This window comes from Corynebacterium matruchotii, from assembly GCF_011612265.2.
Taxonomy (GTDB): Bacteria; Actinomycetota; Actinomycetes; order Mycobacteriales; family Mycobacteriaceae; genus Corynebacterium; species Corynebacterium matruchotii.
Window position 1 is genome coordinate 2735380 of the sequence record NZ_CP050134.2, and the last position, 20165, is coordinate 2755544.

The 20165-nt window shown below is 53.8% G+C and carries 21 protein-coding genes; 10 read left to right on the forward strand and 11 right to left on the reverse strand.

Annotation, left to right across the window (positions count from 1 at the left end; genetic code table 11):
• The first annotated feature begins 111 nt into the window (after positions 1–111).
• Positions 112–675 (forward strand): hypothetical protein, encoded by a 564-nt coding sequence (locus HBA49_RS12195; RefSeq protein ID WP_040432156.1) that lies wholly within the window; start codon positions 112–114, stop codon positions 673–675.
• A gap of 260 nt (positions 676–935) precedes the next feature.
• On the forward strand, positions 936–3788 hold the full coding sequence (gene leuS / locus HBA49_RS12200) for a leucine--tRNA ligase (protein WP_040432155.1): 2853 nt from the start codon (positions 936–938) through the stop codon (positions 3786–3788).
• Here leuS and HBA49_RS12205 read toward each other — a convergent pair.
• The gene (locus HBA49_RS12205; protein WP_005526833.1) at positions 3774–4316 is read right to left on the reverse strand and encodes a PRD domain-containing protein; all 543 of its coding nucleotides are present in this window, start codon (positions 4314–4316) and stop codon (positions 3774–3776) included. The two genes, leuS and HBA49_RS12205, sit on opposite strands and share 15 nt — an antisense overlap.
• On the reverse strand, positions 4313–5689 hold the full coding sequence (locus HBA49_RS12210) for a glycoside hydrolase family 1 protein (RefSeq protein WP_005526834.1): 1377 nt from the start codon (positions 5687–5689) through the stop codon (positions 4313–4315). Before HBA49_RS12210 ends, HBA49_RS12205 begins: the two co-directional genes overlap by 4 nt.
• A 630-nt stretch (positions 5690–6319) precedes the next feature.
• Between HBA49_RS12210 and HBA49_RS12215 the strand changes: the two genes are divergently transcribed.
• The 3 genes from HBA49_RS12215 to HBA49_RS12225 all read left to right on the forward strand — a co-directional run bounded on the left by HBA49_RS12215 (position 6320) and on the right by HBA49_RS12225 (position 8405).
• Positions 6320–7387 carry a hypothetical protein gene (locus HBA49_RS12215; protein WP_225866074.1) on the forward strand — a complete coding sequence of 356 codons (1068 nt, stop codon included), beginning with the start codon at positions 6320–6322 and terminating at the stop codon, positions 7385–7387.
• Between the two features lie 78 nt (positions 7388–7465).
• Positions 7466–7699, forward strand: a complete 234-nt coding sequence (locus tag HBA49_RS12220; RefSeq protein WP_005519187.1) for a hypothetical protein — start codon at positions 7466–7468, stop codon at positions 7697–7699.
• A 160-nt stretch (positions 7700–7859) separates the two neighbouring features.
• Positions 7860–8405, forward strand: coding sequence for a DUF1697 domain-containing protein (locus HBA49_RS12225; protein ID WP_005526830.1), 546 nt, complete (start codon positions 7860–7862; stop codon positions 8403–8405).
• Between the two features lie 5 nt (positions 8406–8410).
• Here HBA49_RS12225 and HBA49_RS12230 read toward each other — a convergent pair whose 3' ends face one another.
• The 5 genes from HBA49_RS12230 to HBA49_RS12250 form a co-directional block, all read right to left on the reverse strand.
• A complete protein-coding gene (locus HBA49_RS12230; RefSeq protein WP_005526722.1) occupies positions 8411–8683 on the reverse strand; it encodes a hypothetical protein in 273 nt (90 codons plus the stop codon).
• 184 nt (positions 8684–8867) lie between these two features.
• A complete protein-coding gene (locus tag HBA49_RS12235; RefSeq protein ID WP_146743657.1) occupies positions 8868–9836 on the reverse strand; it encodes a trypsin-like serine peptidase in 969 nt (322 codons plus the stop codon).
• 49 nt (positions 9837–9885) lie between these two features.
• Positions 9886–10176 (reverse strand): hypothetical protein, encoded by a 291-nt coding sequence (locus HBA49_RS12240; protein ID WP_081455697.1) that lies wholly within the window; start codon positions 10174–10176, stop codon positions 9886–9888.
• Between the two features lie 119 nt (positions 10177–10295).
• On the reverse strand, positions 10296–10565 hold the full coding sequence (locus HBA49_RS12245; RefSeq protein ID WP_005526677.1) for a hypothetical protein: 270 nt from the start codon (positions 10563–10565) through the stop codon (positions 10296–10298).
• Between the two features lie 26 nt (positions 10566–10591).
• Positions 10592–11179 carry a hypothetical protein gene (locus HBA49_RS12250; protein WP_005526674.1) on the reverse strand — a complete coding sequence of 196 codons (588 nt, stop codon included), beginning with the start codon at positions 11177–11179 and terminating at the stop codon, positions 10592–10594.
• Positions 11180–12109: 930 nt separating this feature from the next.
• On the opposite strand from HBA49_RS12250, the gene HBA49_RS12255 reads away from it, so the two are divergent.
• From HBA49_RS12255 to HBA49_RS12265, 3 genes are all read left to right on the forward strand, one after another.
• Entirely contained in the window at positions 12110–12658 is a 549-nt protein-coding gene (locus HBA49_RS12255) for a VanZ family protein (RefSeq protein ID WP_040432144.1), read from the forward strand.
• 189 nt (positions 12659–12847) lie between these two features.
• Positions 12848–13843 carry an Abi family protein gene (locus HBA49_RS12260; protein ID WP_005526735.1) on the forward strand — a complete coding sequence of 332 codons (996 nt, stop codon included), beginning with the start codon at positions 12848–12850 and terminating at the stop codon, positions 13841–13843.
• 93 nt (positions 13844–13936) lie between these two features.
• Positions 13937–15010, forward strand: a complete 1074-nt coding sequence (locus HBA49_RS12265; protein WP_005526906.1) for an AbrB family transcriptional regulator — start codon at positions 13937–13939, stop codon at positions 15008–15010.
• Here the strand turns inward: HBA49_RS12265 and HBA49_RS12270 are convergent.
• The 3 genes from HBA49_RS12270 to HBA49_RS12280 are packed head-to-tail and all read right to left on the reverse strand — an operon-like array spanning position 14990 to position 18117.
• A complete protein-coding gene (locus HBA49_RS12270) occupies positions 14990–15778 on the reverse strand; it encodes a Fic family protein (RefSeq protein ID WP_005526885.1) in 789 nt (262 codons plus the stop codon). The genes HBA49_RS12265 and HBA49_RS12270 overlap by 21 nt on opposite strands.
• A 7-nt stretch (positions 15779–15785) precedes the next feature.
• A complete protein-coding gene (locus HBA49_RS12275) occupies positions 15786–17267 on the reverse strand; it encodes a bifunctional ADP-dependent NAD(P)H-hydrate dehydratase/NAD(P)H-hydrate epimerase (protein WP_040432179.1) in 1482 nt (493 codons plus the stop codon).
• Positions 17268–17286: 19 nt separating this feature from the next.
• Entirely contained in the window at positions 17287–18117 is an 831-nt protein-coding gene (locus tag HBA49_RS12280; protein WP_005526645.1) for a hypothetical protein, read from the reverse strand.
• Positions 18118–18285: 168 nt separating this feature from the next.
• Between HBA49_RS12280 and HBA49_RS12285 the strand changes: the two genes are divergently transcribed.
• Together HBA49_RS12285 and HBA49_RS12290 are read left to right on the forward strand one after the other, a co-directional pair.
• Entirely contained in the window at positions 18286–18795 is a 510-nt protein-coding gene (locus tag HBA49_RS12285; RefSeq protein WP_005526794.1) for a helix-turn-helix domain-containing protein, read from the forward strand.
• Positions 18796–18839: 44 nt separating this feature from the next.
• Positions 18840–19346 carry a helix-turn-helix domain-containing protein gene (locus HBA49_RS12290; protein ID WP_005526889.1) on the forward strand — a complete coding sequence of 169 codons (507 nt, stop codon included), beginning with the start codon at positions 18840–18842 and terminating at the stop codon, positions 19344–19346.
• Here HBA49_RS12290 and HBA49_RS12295 read toward each other — a convergent pair.
• A complete protein-coding gene (locus HBA49_RS12295; RefSeq protein ID WP_005526913.1) occupies positions 19343–20149 on the reverse strand; it encodes an Fpg/Nei family DNA glycosylase in 807 nt (268 codons plus the stop codon). The genes HBA49_RS12290 and HBA49_RS12295 overlap by 4 nt on opposite strands.
• Between the last annotated feature and the right edge of the window lie 16 nt (positions 20150–20165).

Consider the following 20165-nt stretch of genomic DNA (forward strand, 5'->3'; position numbering starts at 1 on the left):
GCCCCAGGCCGCCGGCCGAATCTAGACGGCACGGTGGATATGTCGTAGGGTCGCAAGCGGTGAGGTAATGACGTGAATAATCGAGATTCATTGCGTAAGGCTTGGTGGCCCATGAAAACAAAAACCCGTCAATGGTGCATACTTGTAGTAATAATCCTGCTGGTTGTAGCCGGGGGCTGGGCCACCATGCAATACAAGAGGATCAACGCGGTAGGCGCTGCTATCCAACAATATGAAAAACATCTCGACGCCCAATGGATAGACAAGGACTGCACCCTGGAGCATTGTCTGAAATCCAGTAAATCACTCCCCGGAATGCTCCCAGACCGGGCCGAATTCACCCAGTATGAACGATTCAACCTCAAATGGCGCGGTGACTATGTGACCCTGAGCGCTCCCGTAACTGACGTCTGGGTGTACCGTGTGACAAAAACCAATGATGGGAAATTAGAAGCCATCGTAGGAATCGGAATCACGAGATGCGCGATAGATTCCGATGGCTATAGTTTCACAACGGATATCCGAAAAATAACCCTTGCTCCAAGCACTATTGCGGGTGAATACGTGGTGGTGGAAGACGAATCGTATTCGGGTAAAACGCATAACCCATTATTTCCTTTTCCCAAGACGCTCTATGTCAGCAAAGATAATGGGAAACCACAATGCCCACGATGAAACCGACACACTAGTTTGGGAAATCCTTTGATCTAGTATTGCGGTATGTGGTGAGATGGAATATCTTCAGATGAGTAGTTCCCGCAGCCGCCTCTCTTGGAAGCGTCCCGCTGTAGTGGCCCTGATAAGCCTTAGAGACCAACTGGTTTCTAGGGCTTATCCGCTATTCTAGGTCGAGAAAATCCACCCCCAGCTGCGGGTTTATGCCATGGCCGGTGGGCGGGAACAGTGCTGGAGCAAACCGACTACACTATTTACCCATGAACAATCCGAGTGAGGTACCAGCACATCGCTATTCCCCGGAACTAGCGGGTGTTATTGAGAAGAAATGGCAAACACTATGGCGGGAGAACGGCACGTTCCAGGCCCCCAACCCGGTCGGCACCCTTGCTACCGGGGCTGAGCTCCCCAGCAATAAGCTGTTTGTGCAGGACATGTTCCCATTCCCTTCCGGTGCCGGCCTACACGTGGGCCACCCGCTCGGATACATCGCCACCGACACATTCGCCCGGTTCAACCGCATGCTCGGCAAGAATGTGCTGCACACCCTGGGCTATGATGCGTTCGGCCTGCCGGCGGAGCAATACGCCATCCAAACCGGCACGCACCCGGCGATCAAAACGCAGGAATCCATCGAAAACATGGAGCGCCAGCTGGGCCGTTTGGGGTTGGGGCACGATAAGCGCCGCGCCATTGCCACCACCGACGAAGACTATTACCGCTGGACCCAGTGGATTTTCCTTCAGATCTTCAATGCCTGGTTCGACGCCGAGTCCAACAAGGCGCGCCGCATCGCTGAACTTGTCCCCCTCCTGGAGAACGGCTCCCGGCCCGTCCCGGAGAAACTCGCACAGGAGTTCGGCACCTCGGACTTTACAAAGTTGGATAAGGTGCAGCAGGCCAAGGTGATTGATGAATACCGGCTGGTCTACCGGTCGTATTCCATGGTGAATTGGTGCCCCGGCCTGGGCACGGTGTTGGCGAACGAGGAAGTGACCGCCGACGGCCGTTCCGAGCGCGGTAACTTCCCGGTGTTCCGCAAAAAGTTGTCCCAGTGGATGATGCGCATTACCGCATATGCCGACCGGCTTATTGATGATCTTGAGGTTCTGGATTGGCCCGATAAGGTCAAGAACATGCAGCGGAATTGGATCGGCCGGTCCCGCGGTGCCGAGGTGGATTTCACCGCCGCAGGCCATTCGATCACGGTGTTCACCACCCGCCCCGACACCCTGTTTGGCGCAACCTACCTGGTGTTGGCCCCCGAGCATGAGCTTGTCGACGCCCTCACGGCCGACACCCCCTACCCGGCTGGCACCGATTCCCGTTGGACCGGCGGCCAGGCGACTCCCGCGGCGGCGGTGGCCGCCTACCGGGCGGCCATTGCCGCAAAGTCGGACGTCGAAAGGCAAGAAAATAAGGACAAAACCGGCGTGTTCCTGGGAACCTACGCCACCAACCCGGTCAATGGTGAGCAGGTGCCGATCTTTATCGCCGACTATGTGCTCACCGGCTACGGCACGGGGGCGATCATGGCCGTGCCCGCACACGACACCCGCGACTACGAGTTTGCTACCGTGTTTGGCTTGCCCATCGTGCCGGTGCTCGACGGGGATGTGACCACCGAGGCGTTTGTTGGTGACGCGCCGCACATTAATTCCGCCAACACCGACGGCCTCGACATCAACGGCAAGGACACCCCCACCGCCATTGCGGACACCATCGCCTGGTTGGTTGCGCACAATGTTGGTACGGAGAAAATTCAGTATAAGCTGCGTGATTGGCTGTTTGCCCGTCAACGCTACTGGGGCGAACCGTTCCCCATTGTGTACGATGAGAACGATGTGGCGCACGCCCTGCCCGAATCGTCCCTGCCCGTGGTCTTGCCCGAGGTGGAAGACTACAAGCCGGTGTCCTTCGACCCGGACGACGCCGATTCCGTCCCCCACCCCCCGCTGGCCAAGGCCACCGACTGGGTGAATGTGGAATTGGACCTGGGCGATGGTCTGAAGCACTATCGGCGGGACACCAATGTCATGCCGCAGTGGGCCGGCTCCTCCTGGTACCAGCTGCGCTACATTGATCCGCAGAATCCCGACGAGTTCTGTGCCCTGGAAAACGAACGGTACTGGACCGGCCCCCAATTCCCCGGCGACTGCGGTGGCGTCGACCTGTATGTGGGCGGCGTCGAACACGCGGTGCTGCACCTCATGTACGCCCGGTTCTGGCATAAAGTCCTGTTTGACCTGGGCTATGTTTCCTCCTACGAGCCATACCGCCGCTTGTACAACCAGGGCTACATTCAGGCATTCGCCTACACGGATTCCCGGGGCGTGTACGTGCCCGCCGCCGAGGTCGAGGAGCGCGACGGCAAGTTCTACTACCAGGGTGAGGAGGTCACCCAGGAGTACGGCAAGATGGGCAAGTCGCTCAAAAATTCGGTAAGCCCCGACGAGATTTGCGACGATTACGGTGCCGACACCCTGCGGGTTTACGAAATGGCGATGGGTCCCCTGGACACGTCACGCCCCTGGGCCACCAAGGATGTTGTGGGCGCCCAACGGTTCCTGCAACGCCTGTGGCGCCTGGTGGTGGACGAGGAAACCGGCGATGTGACCGTCTCCGACGCGGAGCTTGACGACGACACCGCCAAGGCACTCCACCGCACCATCGCCGGCATCCGGGACGACTACGAAAACCTGCGGCTCAACACCGTGGTGGCCAAGGCGATTGAGTATGTGAATTTCCTGACCAAGCATTTCGCCGCCACACCGGTGCCGCGGGCGGCGGTCATCCCGATTGTCATCATGATCGCCCCGATCGCCCCCCACATCGCCGAGGAACTGTGGCAGCGCCTGGGCCACGACGACACCATCACCTATGTGGACTTCCCCATCTTCGACGAGAAGTGGCTGGTTGACGATGAAATCGAATTGCCGGTGCAGATCAACGGCAAGGTGCGCAGCCGCATCATGGTTCCCACCGAGGCCGACCGCGACCAGATTGCCGCCATCGCGCTTGCCGACGCCACCATCCAATCCCACATTGCGGACAAGACGGTGGTGAAGCAGATCGTGGTGCCCGGCCGCATGGTGAACCTAGTGGTCAAGTAGCCGGGCCGCGTGCAGGGCGAGGAAGGTTTCCTCGTCCTCGGTGATGTCCACCCCCAGGTCGTCGGCCACCAGGTGTGCAATGTTTCGGCCCACCTGCATGGCCTCGGGGTGGTTTGTCACCAGGGAAGCCCGCACCGTGCTCAACCCGGTGTCTAACTGCTGGCCGCCCAACACCCGGGTGAGAAACAGCCGCACGTGGGTGAGGAACTTCATGCCCATTTGCACCGGCAGCAGGCGGGTGATGTGGTCGAGTTCGGCGGCCATGAGGTGGGCGTCCGCCACAGTTCCGCCGACAACACTGGCCGCCACCAGGTGCAATGCCACCAGGTTAGGGTCGGCGTTCCGCAGGTGATGTGCGATCAGCCGTTGCGCCACCCGGTATTCGGTGGGAAACCAGGACGATACGTCCCGAACCGGTGCGGCTGGCCTTCGCTTCTGCGGCAGGGTTTGCAACTGGTGGGTCAGTGCGGGTGCGTCAACAACGGCCAGGTCAGACCGGTTGAGTTCGGTGAGCAGGGCATCCATCATGGTGTGAGCGTGGCCCCATTGCTGGCGATCACATCCTTGTACCAGTAGAACGACTTCTTCCGATACCGTTGCAGCGTGCCCGAACCATCATCATTGCGATCAACGTAAATGAAGCCGTAGCGTTTGGACATTTCCGCGGTGGACATGGACACTAGGTCGATGCACCCCCAGGAGGTGTAGCCCAGCACCGCCACGCCGTCGCTTAGTGCCTCGCCGACCTGCGCCAAATGGTCATTCATGTAGGAGATCCGGTAATCGTCGGCCACCGTGCCGTCGACAAGCTCGTCGCGGGCACCCAAGCCGTTCTCCACAATAAACAGGGGTTTTTGCCACCGATCCCAATACTCGTTGAGGACGATGCGCAGGCCCACCGGGTCGATCTGCCACCCCCACTGCGACGCCGCGAGCGTGGGGTTGGGGACACCGCCGATGAGGTTGCCGGGGCCGCGCGTGGTGTCCGTCGCCGACTCGCACACGGACATGTAGTAAGAGAACGACACGAAATCCACCGTGTTGCGCAGGTCAATGCGGTCCTGCTCGGTAATATCGAGCTCGATGCCAGCCTCCCGCAGCTTGCGCAGAAAATAGCCAGGGTAGGTGCCGCGGCAATGCACGTCGCCGAACGTGAAATCGTCATGGGCGGCGTCGAGTGCGGCCCACACATCGTCAGGGTTCGGGGTGAGCGGATAGCGCGGCATCGCCAGAATCATGCAACCAATCTTATTGGTAGCATCCACCTCGTGGGCGATCTTCGTCACCCGCGCCGACGCCACTAGCTCATGGTGAATCGCCTGGTAGAGGTCCTGCTTGTCGGTAGTGTTCATGATCCCGGCCAGGATGGGGAAGTGCAGAATCGAATTGATCTCATTAAATGTGAGCCAATATTGCACCCGCCCTCGGAAGTGCTCAAAGACCGTTCGGGCGAAATTCTCGTAGAACCCAATGAGCTTCCGGTTCGTCCACCCGCCGTACTCCTGCGCCAGGTGCAGCGGCAGCTCGTAGTGGCTGAGCGTCACCAACGGCACAATATTGTGAGCAAGTAATTCGTCGATGACGCGATCGTAAAACGCCAGCCCCGCCGCATTCGGCTCCGCCTCGTCGCCCCGAGGGAAAATCCGCGACCACGCGATAGACAGGCGGAATACCTTAAACCCCATCTCCGCAAATAGTGCAATATCCTCCTGGTAGCGGTGGTAAAAATCAATCGCCTCCAGCTTTAAATTGTCCGGTGTGGGCCCCGCACTCACCGGCTTGACGACGCCTCCCGGTAGCACATCCTGTACACTGAGCCCCTTGCCATCCTCCGCATAGGCGCCCTCAATTTGGTTAGCGGCGGTGGCGCCACCCCACAAAAATCCTTCGGGAAAACCCATGGTGTCTCCTCACTTTTTGGTTTTCTTTCAGTTTAGGCATGTTTAGCCAGGATGGGGTGTCGCGTAACTATTTTTGACAAAAATGGCGTATGAACTGGAGGTATGATAGTTCGGTAGCGGTGATTGGTTTTAGCGGCTTGCTTCTATCGTCTGCAAAAATACCCCCGAAAAGAGTGGAAAGATCAACTGTTAAGTGGCTAGCACTTTTTAAGGATCACCATGGGGTTTTGGGGGTGCCTGCGGGGTGTGGGGTTAGGAAAAGCTTGGTATTTACAAGGCGATTTACGCCGGTAGCGGAACTGATTTTTACGGTGGATTACGGAGGAATGTTGGTAATCGAAAATCAGGGCGAATCATAATAGGGGTAATATATTAGTTTCTTATTTTGAGCTCACGATTGCGCCATTGGCCACAGTGGGAATAGTGACTTATTGTCATCATTACATCTTCATGATGTGCGTGATTTTTATTCCCTCATGATGGCGTGAAATGGTGAATTGCAATAGGTTTTTGGCGCGGCCATCATTATGGCTTCCCGGAGTGGCCGCAGCATTCGCCGTTTTCGCTTGCTCAAAATTGAACCTAGAGAACACGCTGCCTTCATCGGTGGGGTCCGTTATCCTTCGCGGAATGACCTTTATGACCAGCGGATTGGCCGTGTCCGTGGCGTGGGATGCCGCAAGGCTCCATGAGGTAGCACGCATCATGGGCCGCCGCAGCCAACTACTCAAGCTTGTCGGGTGGATTCTCATCCCCTGCTGGGCGTGGATTCTCGTGGCGTTTCTCCTGCTCTGGGGATACCAAATTATGGCCATGGGTGCGGTGATTTATCCGCACCCATTGACGCTTTTACTGGCCGTAATTATGGGGACAACATGGTCCATTTTGGGGATAGTTTTTGTCTGGGTACTACCGCATATTGTCGGGTTGCTTATGGCCATTATTATGCCATTTATGGTGACGTCTTTTGCCTGGACTCTTCCCGATTTTAGGTGGCGGCATATGTTTGGGGTGCCATCGTTTTGTTGCGGATTATCTTCCACGCTCAATACGAATATGGTTCTTGCCTCAACCTTGTGTTTAACCAGCATTGCCACCGTTGGCATAGCATTTATCCTATTTGTGCGTGGTGTCCCGGCCATGCAGGTCACGCGGGTGATTTCTGGTGCCATCATGGTCATTGGTGTGGGCGGGTTTGGTGGTTCCGCAATGATAGCCCAATCATTGGAAAACTTTGCCGCCACCCAACCCCGAGACATCAGGGAATCCGTGTGCCGGAATGGCATGTGTTTCTGGCCGGAGCACACGGAGGAACAGATCGCGGCTAATAGTGCAGCATACGACCAGATTCGCGCAACAATGCCGGCCCAATGGTTGCCGCCAATGTCACCGACCACGCCTGCGATCAGCCCGGACCCCAACTTTAAGATTGGTGTCATCAATGAATCATCATGGATGCTGGGAGAACCGAACTCGCCGCTGCCCTTCACAGACAGCGTGGATAAAAATGAAATATATGGTCATTTTGCCAACATTCTGGTTTCGAGACAGCTGGGATTTCTGATTCCGCTTATCGATGCGGATAACTGGCAGAAATGGGCGAGCCACCAATCAAAACCAGCATCCCCGGAGGAGATTTATTCATGGGTCGATTCAGAGTTGAAACAACGAGGACTTTCCGATATTAAGCCACAATAAAAGAATGAGTAAATTTCGATAACGCCATTTACTTCGGATGTTTTTTATGCTTAAAATTTAATCATATTTGAGGAGGTTATGATGAAAGAATTATTCATGGATCCCCGGCGGGTTCTCAAGGCATTTGGTGCCGTGATCGTGGGGGTGATTGCCTACTGCGTGCTGGTCGCTCCCCTGGTCAAGGAAGGCAGTTACAGTGATGTTGTGCGCGATACTCTCGCATCGGTGGGCGTGGGATACTGTGCCGCTGTCGTGGTCGTTGGCGCCCTGTGGCTCGGGGTTATCGCGGTGATCAACCGTCGTAAGCAATAACCAGCAAGAACACAACTAACGAGCACGGTGGCGTTGCTCCGCGGAGTAGCATGTTTCGTGCAGCAACGCCATATGGCTGCTATATTCGAGGCTTATTCAAGTTCCCGGCAACTGAATAAGCCTCTTTTGCTATCATTTACCGACTCGATAAGGGAAAATTATGCGCTATGTTCTATTGCTTCGCGGCATTAACGTTGGCGGCAAGAACAAGGTAGTCATGGCTGATCTCAAGGCCGATTTGGCGGAGCTGGGGTTCCAAAACCCGGTCTCCTATATCAATAGTGGCAACCTTGTTTTTGACAGCGAAAACCGGGAGGCGAAGATCGCGGAAACCCTGACGGACTATTTCCGCAGCACCTATGATTTTCCCCTCCCGTTTATCCTCATCAGTGCTGCCACGCTCCGCAAGGAGGCGGCCCAGGTGCCGGATTGGTGGCGGGACGAGACGGCCTACCGGCGGGATGTGCTCTTTTACCTGCCCGAGGCGAAGAAAGACGAGATTGAAGCAGCCACCGCGGATTGGGCCACCGACACGGAGCGGCTGCATTTCGGCCACACGGCCTTCTTTTACAGCAACACTAACCAGGCGGATTATCTCAAGTCCAACTATCACAAGAAGCTGCTCAAGGCTAGTTTTTATAAGCAGCTGACCATCCGCAACGGCAAAACCTTCCAGAAGCTCATTGAGCTTGCCGACGAGGCTTAAAGCGCCTACGCCTTGTTCTCTGGTTTTGTCATGAGTGCGGTCATGGCGTCTTGGATTGAGGTCCCAGGGTGGTCAATGCGGTATTGCTTAATTACCGCTGGATCTGGGATCTCGCCCTCGGGAATCTTTGTCGGCAGGATTCGAGAGGAAAGCACGGACATTACCAGGAAGAAGAACAAGACAAACGCAAAGATATATTCCCCGCTGATAATGGCCAGCAGAATAGCTACTGGCAGGAGGGCGTATCCGACGTACTGAAGAGTTTTTGCTAGTTTCATGATGGTTCTCGCGTTTTTCTTGATGGAAGATCTGGAAAATTGTTGGGTATGTATTATGGGCACAAGGTTGGTGTTGTTTTACCGCGAGCGACATTCACCTTAATCCTATGGATACAAGATATTATATAACCTGTCGGTGTGGTTATCTTCCAAAAATCATCTGTATAGCGTTTAAGATAGTAAGCTAATCTTCAGATGATTGAGTCATATGTGAAATGTTCGCAACTACGCTGAAGAGCTCGTTTGTGAGGAGAGTTCCCCAATTATGTTGAGAATTCCCATTGGTATGGATGGCATAAATGCTTGCCTTGTCATCTAAGACTGGAGCCCCTGATTGTCCACGGTAAGTATCAGTGTTGTAGTAGACTTGTTTATCAGTCATTTTAATGATAGTGCTTTTATCTTTCCATAGGGTATTTTCCGGTTTATCACTGGGGTATCCCGCAATCGTTGCATACTGATTGAAAAGCGTGGTCTTGTTGGCGACATGCATACCAAACCATCCTATTTTATCTCCAATAGGGGTTGCTAATTTTAGTATTCCCCAGTCATTATTTATATAGTCAAAGTTTTTGTCATACCATACTTGAGTTACCTGAATAGTTCCGAAAGGACGATTATTTCCATTTCTTCCAGGTGTGAAAGTAAAATTACGGTTCCCTCTAGCAACACAATGTCCAGCAGTGAGTACTGTGTCTTTAGAAATAAGTGCCCCCGTGCAAATACCTTCATTATTGGCAGATGTAGTGTAATCGATCATTCCCAGCCAGCGGTATGGGGTATCTGTAGTGTTAGTAATAAGAGCGCGGTTATCTTCTTTGATAATTTTTTCTTCGGTTGCAATGTCTGAATCAGGAAGAGAGCCTGGATTTGAATCAGTTCTGGAGTAGCCTGGATCTTCCATCAAATTTGGATTTTCTATGGGATTTTTGGTGTCTAGATGACCATTGATGATATCGTAGCCAACTGGTTCAATAGAGATATTTTTCGTCGATTCAGCATGCGCAACGCTGACAGGGATTAGTGCTGAAAATAAGATGGTAGTAAAAGCTGTTATGAGATTTAATAGTAACTTTCTATTTATGATCATTTTGAATCGAAATGCCTTACTCGGGATGCATTGGTTATTTTTCCATGAAACTGGTTCGCACACAATAATAATTGTGTGCGAACCAGTTGATCTTATTTAGGTCATACAAGTACTATGCTTGAGTTCCGTCATTGCGATTTTTCATGATCGCATTGACTGCTTCTGGAATTGATGTTCCTGGATGATCAATACGATATTGTTTGATTACCGCTGGATCTGGGATTTCTCCACTCACATCACTATCGAAAGCAGTTTGGCGAGATAGGAGTGAATCCAGCAAAAACATTCCCAAGACGAGGCACATTATTATTGCAAAAACGTACTGCCCACCGGTGAAACAGAGTACGGCTAGAAGTGCAAGTCCTACGTAACCACAATATAGGAAGATATTTGCTAGTTTCATAAGAACCCCATAGTAGCAGAAGCATTTATTATGTACTTGCGAAACTCCGATAAGTTCAGTAGCAAGTGTATTGAGTGTATTACTTGCATCGCTTGAATTTCGGACAGCTTCTTAAAGAATCAGGTGTGTAAGAACCACATGACCATCACGCAAATGATACCTGCTGAGACTGCAGATAAGAGCATGAGGGATTGTTGTTTGTCTTTCACCGTTTTCGTATCACCAGACATTGCTTTTTGACCTAACGCAAGAAGCAATGCAATCACAACGAATTTGATGAGATATGCCCAGTAAGGAACGTGATTATTTCCAAACAGCTCAAAATCAATAGTGAAAATTGTTGATAGCAACAAGATCCAGAATACTTTATAGACTTTTGGCTTCTCCATGATGGAAGATCTCAATCGTTAAATCGTTAGCACTTTACGGCTGTTACCAGTGCATTCCCTGCGGTATGGCAGCCAGCGGCTACAGCACCTTGGACTAGCGGTGATCCGGGTGTAGCTGCAAGGGTACCTGGTAAGCATACAAGTCCATCCCAAGCGCCTTGCATACCCCAATGAACCCACTTATTATTCGTGCATCCTTCGTTTGTCGATTCATTTACGACAGACACTTTCTTAGTTTTTTGATCCAGATGAACTTTCTCACCAAATTCAAGATCAGGTGAAACCTTGACGATTTCTTTTCCTGATTCATTTGTCACAACCACATCTTTTCCTTTAAGCGTGATTGAGTCAGAATCATCTAGTTCAAATTGCAATGCGCCCGTACCATTAGCCTCATCCACAGCTTTAACAGTACGAACATTGCCTTTGTCACCGAAATACATCGTGGTATTTTTCGCCTGTTGATTTTGAGGCTTCTGATCAGCCTTTACAGCAGTTGTAGCAGTGGCAGTGGTCTTTTCGGTGTTCTTCTCTACTGCCATGGCCTGGGTAGACAGTGAGAACGAGATCGGCAGAATGCCTGCCAGCATAGCAGCAAGAATCTTATTCTTCATTGCAGCCATTAACTCCTTATCAAAAATGATGAATATATGACATATGCCCTGTTTCCCTTGTGGGCATGCCATAAGAATATTTGCACTAATTTCTCTACGTCAATATGGCTACCCCCGATACTTGTGGGGAGCTAATAGATGATCGCATTAACCTGAATATAAAGGGTTATTTTTGTTATATGTTTTAATATTCGCTGCTTTGATTAGCTTAGTTTGCCACGGAGGTACGTCTTATATTATGGGTAGATGACTTTAATTATTGTCTCAACTGAAGTTGGATTTTGCCACATATAAGAATTCTCTTATATGATCAATCATGGTATCTAAGTGGGAAATATCGATGGGGTAATCTTTATCGGAGCGTTATGTTTATCCATTTCTTAAAAGCCCTGTTGTATTTATTTTATGGTTGAAATAGATACAACAGGGCTTTTATTGTAGGTTTTTGTAACATGTCTGACCTTGTATAATTGAATAATTATCGTGATATTTGTCATTGACATGTCTTGCTATTTTTGTATCGAATAGTTGTAGATGTCATCTTTCTCTATCGTTTCTTTTCAATGAGGGATAAATATTCCAAATAAAATTCCGTCATGCTATAGATGAGCATACCTGTATTGATGAGAAATTACTGTGTGGGGTAAATCGTATAAATTATGCTGCAGATTTCACCCCCGATTGCTTGATAATCCCGCGCTTTAGAAGTTGCCGAATGACTTCGGGACTACCGTGAGGTTTATTTAATTGCTGGAGAATGCATGACCTAGATTTCCAAGATCCTTGAGACGTGTCACTAATTTTTTTGAATACGTCTCCCGGTGGCATGCGCGCAACCTTTGGGCGTCGATAAGCAACCGGTAGCCCCAAATAGGCCCTGACCTGGGGGTACCCGCGGCTTGTAGGATGTGGGTTCGTTACCCTGGTGCTATGAGACAGAAGCTCCAGTATCTGGCGTTGGTTTCCACAATGGGGATGATCGTCGCCCTCACGACTCTGAAGATTTTCTACCGCATCGGCAAATTGTGGCGCCCGGAACGGCAGCATGCGCGGGCCTTGGAGCTTGTGCCCTTCGACATGTTTTTCAGTGGAAAGCACTGGTTTTATCCCCTGTTTGAAACCCTGGGGAATATTAGCATGTTTGTGCCATTCGGGCTGATGTTATACATGGTGCTTCCCAGGTCGCGGTCGCGGCGGATCCTCACCGTTGTGATCGCCGGTTTCCTGTTTAGCCTGGCCATTGAGGTTGCCCAGTATGTATTTTCCGTGGGCCGCACCGACATTGACGACCTCATCTGCAACACCATTGGCGCATACGTCGGTGCGCTATTCGCACACTGGTTCGGTCCCCGCTGGCATTTGGTGTGGACAGTGCTGGCGCTGCTTGCCGCCACCGCGTTCATCGTCCTGGTGTTCGTGAGCAACGTGCCGTGCAGCACCGGCTTGAATGCGTTCTGCCACCTGAAAGAAGTCCCCTAGCCCAAGCTTTACGACGCCGCACCCCAGGGCGTGTGACTTTTCATTCAGGTGTGGGGAAATGCGACAAATGACATATGGTCTGGTGTAAAACCGGTTTTGTGTTTATACTGAGTGCAACAGCACCCCCAACGCCTCTCAACGATGCGCCTCCTGGGGGCCCTCTAGTCTTTGAAGATAGAAAAACTTTACATGGTGAGCCCCTATCTGTTGCCGGAAAACCGAGAAGCCTACCTGCGTTCCAAGGGATTGATAGAAGGCGACATATCTGACGATGACCGCGAGTGGCTTTATTTCATTAACCCCCACTACCTGATTAGTTATGCACGCAACTACCAGTTGCTGGTTGAACAAAACCAAATCACCGAACCCAAAACCCTCAACAACATTCGGGGGATTGTTGAGGCGGACGCCCAATTAGCGGCCATTTTGATGCCATGGATGCGCACGGCCGAGCTGAATCTTCGGGCCCTGACATTGAAACATTATTGCGCAGGCCACCAGTTTGGCGACGGCTACCTGGATATTAGCCGGTGGACGCGCATGCAGGAAGGGGATGACAAACGCCTGCAAGGAGCATTGCTGAATAGTATTTCCCGCTGTGGCGAACCCCATGTGACAGAGCACTTGGATAGGAAATGGGCAAAAACCCACACTGGTGACCGGCCGAAAGTCTATGACAACCACGAACACGAGCTGTGGCTGGAGCTCTGCAGCGGGCTACCGTTATGGGCGGTTGTCGATAGTTTTTCGATGGGCACATTGGGGAAGTTTATTATGCGCTGTGGCGTGCAGTCGCAAGAAAATCCACTGTTTAAGGTCATCGCCGGAGAGCTGGGTATTACGGCGAAATATTTTGGTACCGCCGTTGAGAGTTTCGGCATCACCCGAAACCTCCTGTTTCACCACCAACGGCTGTGGATGCGCCCCATGCCGAAAAGTCCGGGACTGTCCAAAGATTTGATTCGGAAGTATCGGAACTATGATTTTAAAGAGAAACACAAGCAGGCCCAGTTCATTGCCCTGCTGACGATCTCTAGGTTCCTGCCCCGAAAGCAACGCGACTGCTACTTGGATGAGCTGGAGAACACAATCGACCAAAACGAAGTATTTTCACTGGGGATCAAGAAACCCCCGTTCCCTTGGATAAGGAAGCCTGATAGGCGTAGGAGATCGGGAAATAGCTGAACGGCAACACGGATGAGCCCTAGGCGCCTAGGCATTCGGGTGAGCAACCAAGGGGTTTAGACGCAAGCAGCACCGCCTCCTACACTTAAAACAGTGAAGCAAATTCCCGAACTTCCCGTTTTTGATAAACGCTGGCTTGCGGTTGCTCCGTTAAGCATTGCCGTGGGATTTATCTTTTACAGGTGGAATGTTCCTGCCGCATGGATTCTCGCGGCGATTCTCTGCGCCGGCGGCTGCGCACTATTGACCGGCCGTGAACTGGCGGTCCACTCCGAAGTGGAAGGATTCGCCAAGGCATTGATCGCCATGATTACGGCAGTCCCATTGATCACAACCCCACCACAGCAGTTGGCGCTCTTTATTCTTCCAGGTCTCATGGTCGCCGCCGTGACTCTGGTCATGAGTTTTGTAGGTGGGTTCGTGCTCGCACGGGCGAGCTCGGGCGAGATCACCCAGGAGACAGCAATTTTATCGTTGCTGGCGGGTGGGGCGTCCATAATGCCGCCCCTAGCCCAAGAACTGGGGGCGGATTACCGTTATGTTGCGCTCTCCCAGTATTTACGCCTGTTCACGGTTACCATTACTTTGCCGCTGATCACACCATTATTAGGTCTGCATTCGCAGGGTGCTGTTGCCACGCAGCCTCATGGCGCATTCACGTGGATGAGCTGGGTAGTGATGATCTTCATCGTTGTTTTCGGCGAACGGGTGGGTAAACTCCTCCACTTTCCTGCCGCAGGGCTCTCTACGCCGCTGGTTCTCACGGTCGTGGCGTATTTTCTGCTGCCGGCAGGCACATCACTGCTCCCGCCGGATGCGGTGCTGGTGGCAGCATTCGCTGTTATTGGCTGGATGGCTGGTGGTGGCTTATCGACGTCTGCCCTCACCAGCTTTGCGCGTCAACTCCCCATCACCATTGCCTTTATTGCGACCCTCCTTGCCGGGTGCGCGGCAATGGCGTGGCTGCTGCACGGTTGGCTTGACGTGTCCTATCTTGATGCTTATCTAGCCACCACACCCGGCGGCCTGGAAGCCGTGCTGGCCTTGTCAAACGAAGCCAATTCCGGCCCGGTTGTTGCTTCTGTCCAAATCATTCGGCTGTTACCCATCCTGATTATCGCGGGCTGGTTGCCGCAACTTATCCGACTATTTGTCCGCAAAAAATAGTTTGTGGAAGGATTCGTGCGGGTGGGCACGTCGAAACCCCATCATGCGGTGAAACAACACGGCAGCCGGTTCGGTCGGTAGCTGGGGGCAGTCCTTCCCGACAGAGAGACCCGGTTGGAGGGCGTCGACAAGCAGGGAAGAATCCAGCGTTGCGGCGGCAACGTAGCGGGCCGCATGCACCTCGGCGGCTACAATCCGGCGCCAATCAAGCGACCACCCGGCGTGGCGCAGCATGTGGTCGAAAAAATACCGTTGAGTTCGGGAATTCCCGTCAAGGAACGGGTGAATAATCGTTAGCTCTCCCCAATGCCCCGCCACCGTGCGGAGCGCAGCCTCCCGATCCGTTGCCGACGGCGGGCTCTGCTCAATCCGCCGAAAGAGCCGGTCTAATTCCTGGTCCACGTATGCCGCCCGGCACATGGCGAGCCCCATGGCCCCCACCTCCCCGGTTCGGATCGTCCCAGCCCACGGATACACGTCACCACAAAGGTAGGCGTGCGTTTTCAGCAGCGTCTCCCTGGTGAACACCGTCAGGGGCCGTGACGATTCCAGCTTGCTGAGCCGCCGAAACGCGGTTTTCTCAACCAAATCAGTGGCATCACGGCTGGCATCTGCCAGGACCTGATGGACCGACTCGTCCGCCGAAACCTCACCCCGAAGGATCCTCCGGGACTCCTCCCGATCCGCTTCGGTCATGGTGTAGCCTGCCATCGTCATCGAGGCCGCCACCGCGGCAAGCCGCTGCTCAACGGTACGATTGTCCGCCATAACGGGATTACCTGCGGGTGGTGGCAGTGAGCCGGGCCGTGGCATCCTGCACATGTGCCGCGATGGGTGACGCCGATGTCGGCGCCGGACCATAGGGGGTTTGGGCAGCCAACCAGGCGGCATCCGCACACAGATGTACCGCAATGATCGCAGCCTCATGCAAGGGCCGGCCCAAGGCCGCATGCCGCGCCAACCATGCCCCCATCACCCCAGCCAACACATCACCGCTCCCCGGCGTAGCCGACCAGGAATGCCCAGAATTAATGCTGGTGATCGGCTCCGAACCGGGGGTGGCGACAAGCGTGAACCGGCCCTTCCGCACCACAATGAGCCCCAACTGTTCAGCCAACGCCTGGGTGTCGGTGAGCCGATCCGTCCTGGAGATGCCGGCGACCTCGGCCAGGGTGGCGAACTCCGCATCGTGGGGCGTGACCACCGTTGCAGCCGTCCGGTTGGCCAATAAATCCATGAGGTCCGCGTTTTTGGCGAGGAGTTTAATGCCATCGGCGTCAATAAGCAGGGGGATATTGCGGCTAAGCAAATCCCGCAACTCTGCGGTTGTGGCGCCGCCGGGCCCGGCCACCCATGCCTGCACCTTACCGGCCGTCGCAAGACTGCTGGCAATAACCTCGGGGGTGGCATCCAACACGAAATCCCGGGCGGCACCAACGTAACGAACCATCGACGGTGTGGCCCGAACTGCGCCCTGAACACACAAAACGCCCGCGCCGGGATACCGCTCGCTGCCGGCCAGCAACCCCACCACGCCCCGTGAATACTTGTGGTCGTCCGGGCCCGGCTCCAGGGACTCAATTGCGGGGATGCGCGGGATTGGATGCAGCCCTTCCGGCCATACCCGACCTGTGCCCACTGACCGGTAAACTTGCACGTGGCTTCCCTGCGGTGCGATCCCAATGTCGCCCACCACCACCTCACCGCAGGCCGGGGACACCGCGTGGGCGTACCGCAGCGTCCCGAACGTCACCGTTGCGGTCGCGGTTATGTGCGCCCCCATCGGCACCCCAGTATCGGGATTGATACCACTGGGGACGTCGATGGCCAGGATTGGCGTGCCCGCGCACCGGGCCAGTAATGTGGCCACATCATCCGATAGTCCTTTCGAACCACCTAATCCGATAATGCCATCAATCACCAGGTCATAATCCCCGAGCTTGGTGACAAATTGGCCGCCAGCATGTTCGAATGCCGCGGCGGCGCGTTCGTGAATTCGGGTGCCGACTCTGATCGCTTCGACGTGATGCCCGGCGCGGGCCAGCTCGGCGCCGGCGTACAGCCCGTCGCCGCCATTGCCCCCGGATCCGGCCACTACCAGCACGTTTCCCGGGTAGGCGGCATTCGGCAGCGTTTCTGCCAGCAGCGTTGCGGCTGCCTGCGCGACATGGCCGGCGGCCTGCTTCATGAGAGCGTCATCGGGGCCGATCAGCGGCGCCTCAGCGTCCCGGATGGCCTGCACGGAATAGGCATACATGACCCCAGGATAACGGTTTTTACGATGCCGCACGTCGCCCTAACCCCGCGATCCTTCGGCGCACTTCCGGCGGTGGGGGTGTGTGGCGTTCGGGTTCCACCGCCGGCACGATTGGGGGTGGCCCATCGTGTGCGCACCGGATGACCAGGCTGTTTCCGTTGGTGTCTTCGGTTTGGGCCATGCCGCGGTCGTCGCAGTGTGGGCACGCCGCAATGCTCGCTTTACGACGCTCAGCCTCCCGGTTTTCCCACTCCACCACCAAGGCTTCGGCTCTTTCCCGCTCGGCCCGGCATGCGTGGCATGCCGGCACGTAGCCGTTTGGTGGGATGTGCGCATGGTCGGGGCAGCGGGCCGCTGCGGGGTTGGGCGGGGGATCGGCGGTGACCTGTCCCCCTCCTCTCTTATTCTCTTCTATTACTTCTTCTCTTACGCGAGGGACGTCATCGTGGACATTGTGGTGGACATCCTGAGGTGGGCTGTTTTGTGGTTTTGCTGGTTTTCGCTGTTCAGGCCGGTTTTGGGCTCGTGATCGCTGTTTTGATTCCCGCCATTTTCTGCGCCGTTCTTCCACCTCTTCTCGGGACAAATTGTGTTCAAACCAGTGACAAAAGATGTACACTTTGGTTCCATTTTGTTCGGATTCTGCCCATACATTGTTCTTGATGAGTGTCTTAATTTGTCGCACGGTGCCGCCAAGATGGCGGACGATTTTGGCGGGGATGACCCCGTCGGTGAGGTGTCGTTTGCACCAGGTGCCGCAGGTGACCCAGAGGCCGCGGGCGGACATATTGACTTCGAAGAATTCGGGACTGTCGTAGAAATTGACGTCGACCGGAAAATAGATGGACATGTGGGCTCCTCATCGTTGCCAGAGGCGGTTGCTGCATCATATTTGCAGTTAAAAGTGTTATTTACGATACGTTCCTATATAATCACATACTAATTAGATTCTCGTGACTGTGCCATAACGGGTGTGAGTGCTCTGGGACTAGTGCTGTCATGCGGTAGAAATTAGGGTATGACTGAACCGGTATTTATAAGTGAAAATCCTGAATCATTTGGTGTTGCAATTAAGCGGTTACGGGAAGCACAAGGATGGACACGAGCAGATTTCTTACGGCAACTAGGAAAAACCGGCTACTACATGCACGCAACCACATTAAAAAGAATCGAGGAAGGCGAGCAGATAGCAAAGGTTCATGAGGCAGTTATCATTTCCCGATTATTCGGTGTGACTGTTGAAGAGATGGGTCCTGTAGGAATGGATGAGGAAAAGCAGCTGCTTGCTTATCTCAAACATTCAAATACGCTATTCGCGGATATTGGGGCGAGGTTTACTGAGATAGTGAGTTCTTGGCTACAGGAACGACAGACATTGCAACAACATGTAGAAAGGGCTAATGAGTTGGGATTAGCCGAGAGTAATGAAGATCTATCTACTGCTCATCAATTATTACTTAAATTTGGCACATTTGAAGCTATTCAAAAAGATGTTCTAAATAGGCTTAAAGAAAAAGAGAACAGGTGAGACGCTCAAAATGCTGGCTTGGTTTTTCCGGTAAAAATTGAGGTATGAACAATACTTCATGGGTCGACCACTCCGAGTTATTCGGCGATACAGTCCGGCAAATGCGTGAAGCTCGCGGGTGGACCCGGGCTGATTTGCTGCGTGAATTAGACAAAATCGGCTACTGCATGCACGCCACAGTGTTGGCGCGGATTGAAAAAGGCGACCGAATCGCTAGAGTCGCCGAAGCCCTCGCAATCGCACAATTATTCGGAACAACTGTTGAGGAAATGAACTCCGTCGGCATGAGCGACAAGACCTGGGCAATCATCCAGCTCAATCGCACAAATGCCCTGTTCGCCGATACCGGAACCCGGCTTTCCGAAATAATTGAGCATTGGTTAGAAGAGCGCCAAACGTTACGGCGTCGCATAGAAGCAGTAGAAGGATTCGGGGTGACCGAGGAAGACGACGACCTGTCCACCGCCTACCAGCTGCTTGCCGAATTCGGCACGCTCGACGCCATCCAAAAGTACGTCGTAACCAAGCGTAAAAGAGAAAGCGCAGGCTAGTCACCTTTTTGGCAGGTGGGGCACCAGAAAAGATTCCGCCCTTCCATCACCTGCTCGTTGATAGGTGTGCCGCATATATAGCATTTCTGACCGGCACGCCTATACACATATACCTCCCCGCCATGGTCGTCGACACGCGGCGGGCGATTCATTGCCTCGGGCGTGTGTTCGGGTCGCACGGTGTCGATGCGCCCCGCCTTGACCCCCTCGGCCATGAGCTGCACCAGATCAGCCCAAATCGCGTCGAAATCCGCATCCTTACCGCTGCTAAACGGGTCAATCCCCAGCCGAAATAGCGTCTCAGCACGGTAAATATTGCCCACGCCAGGAAACAACGACTGATCCATAAGCAGCGACGCAATACTCCGGTTCGACTTATTGACCTTCTCTTTAATGGGCTTCGGGTCCGCATCGGCCCGCAGCGGATCCGCCCCCAGCTTATCGACGGCCACCGCCTTCTCCTCCGCCGTAATCAGCCGACACCACTGTGGCCCCCGCAGGTTTGCAGCAATAGTATTGGTGGCCATGTGCAGCCGAATCTGCCCCTTGGTTTCCGCAGGGTCCTCGAAATGCAACGAACCGATGAGCCCCAAATGTATATAGATAATGCGCTCCGGTTGGGAAACATCAAACTCGATAAACAGATGTTTCCCATAGGCATCCGACTCCAGGTATGGCTGACCGTCCAGGGTTCGGGCCTGGGCATCAAATCTGCCCTGCGGCGAGGTGACTATTGGGCTGGTGTCCGTGAATTCACGATTGAGATGTTGGGCAAGACGATGAATGACGTGGCCTTCAGGCATAGGTGTGTAGTCTAGT

What these genes read in the sequence shown, in the direction of transcription:
- HBA49_RS12270 (WP_005526885.1), bottom strand. Translation starts at nt 15,778, where the DNA reads ATGGCGGACAATCGTACCGTTGAGCAGCGGCTTGCCGCGGTGGCGGCC.
- HBA49_RS12245 (WP_005526677.1), bottom strand. Translation starts at nt 10,565, where the DNA reads ATGGAGAAGCCAAAAGTCTATAAAGTATTCTGGATCTTGTTGCTATCA.
- HBA49_RS12260 (WP_005526735.1), top strand. Translation starts at nt 12,848, where the DNA reads ATGGTGAGCCCCTATCTGTTGCCGGAAAACCGAGAAGCCTACCTGCGT.
- HBA49_RS12210 (WP_005526834.1), bottom strand. Translation starts at nt 5,689, where the DNA reads ATGGGTTTTCCCGAAGGATTTTTGTGGGGTGGCGCCACCGCCGCTAAC.
- HBA49_RS12240 (WP_081455697.1), bottom strand. Translation starts at nt 10,176, where the DNA reads ATGAAACTAGCAAATATCTTCCTATATTGTGGTTACGTAGGACTTGCA.
- HBA49_RS12250 (WP_005526674.1), bottom strand. Translation starts at nt 11,179, where the DNA reads ATGAAGAATAAGATTCTTGCTGCTATGCTGGCAGGCATTCTGCCGATC.
- HBA49_RS12230 (WP_005526722.1), bottom strand. Translation starts at nt 8,683, where the DNA reads ATGAAACTAGCAAAAACTCTTCAGTACGTCGGATACGCCCTCCTGCCA.
- HBA49_RS12255 (WP_040432144.1), top strand. Translation starts at nt 12,110, where the DNA reads ATGAGACAGAAGCTCCAGTATCTGGCGTTGGTTTCCACAATGGGGATG.
- leuS (WP_040432155.1), top strand. Translation starts at nt 936, where the DNA reads ATGAACAATCCGAGTGAGGTACCAGCACATCGCTATTCCCCGGAACTA.
- HBA49_RS12205 (WP_005526833.1), bottom strand. Translation starts at nt 4,316, where the DNA reads ATGATGGATGCCCTGCTCACCGAACTCAACCGGTCTGACCTGGCCGTT.
- HBA49_RS12295 (WP_005526913.1), bottom strand. Translation starts at nt 20,149, where the DNA reads ATGCCTGAAGGCCACGTCATTCATCGTCTTGCCCAACATCTCAATCGT.
- HBA49_RS12280 (WP_005526645.1), bottom strand. Translation starts at nt 18,117, where the DNA reads ATGTCCATCTATTTTCCGGTCGACGTCAATTTCTACGACAGTCCCGAA.
- HBA49_RS12215 (WP_225866074.1), top strand. Translation starts at nt 6,320, where the DNA reads ATGACCTTTATGACCAGCGGATTGGCCGTGTCCGTGGCGTGGGATGCC.
- HBA49_RS12285 (WP_005526794.1), top strand. Translation starts at nt 18,286, where the DNA reads ATGACTGAACCGGTATTTATAAGTGAAAATCCTGAATCATTTGGTGTT.
- HBA49_RS12225 (WP_005526830.1), top strand. Translation starts at nt 7,860, where the DNA reads ATGCGCTATGTTCTATTGCTTCGCGGCATTAACGTTGGCGGCAAGAAC.
- HBA49_RS12275 (WP_040432179.1), bottom strand. Translation starts at nt 17,267, where the DNA reads ATGTATGCCTATTCCGTGCAGGCCATCCGGGACGCTGAGGCGCCGCTG.
- HBA49_RS12290 (WP_005526889.1), top strand. Translation starts at nt 18,840, where the DNA reads ATGAACAATACTTCATGGGTCGACCACTCCGAGTTATTCGGCGATACA.
- HBA49_RS12220 (WP_005519187.1), top strand. Translation starts at nt 7,466, where the DNA reads ATGATGAAAGAATTATTCATGGATCCCCGGCGGGTTCTCAAGGCATTT.
- HBA49_RS12195 (WP_040432156.1), top strand. Translation starts at nt 112, where the DNA reads ATGAAAACAAAAACCCGTCAATGGTGCATACTTGTAGTAATAATCCTG.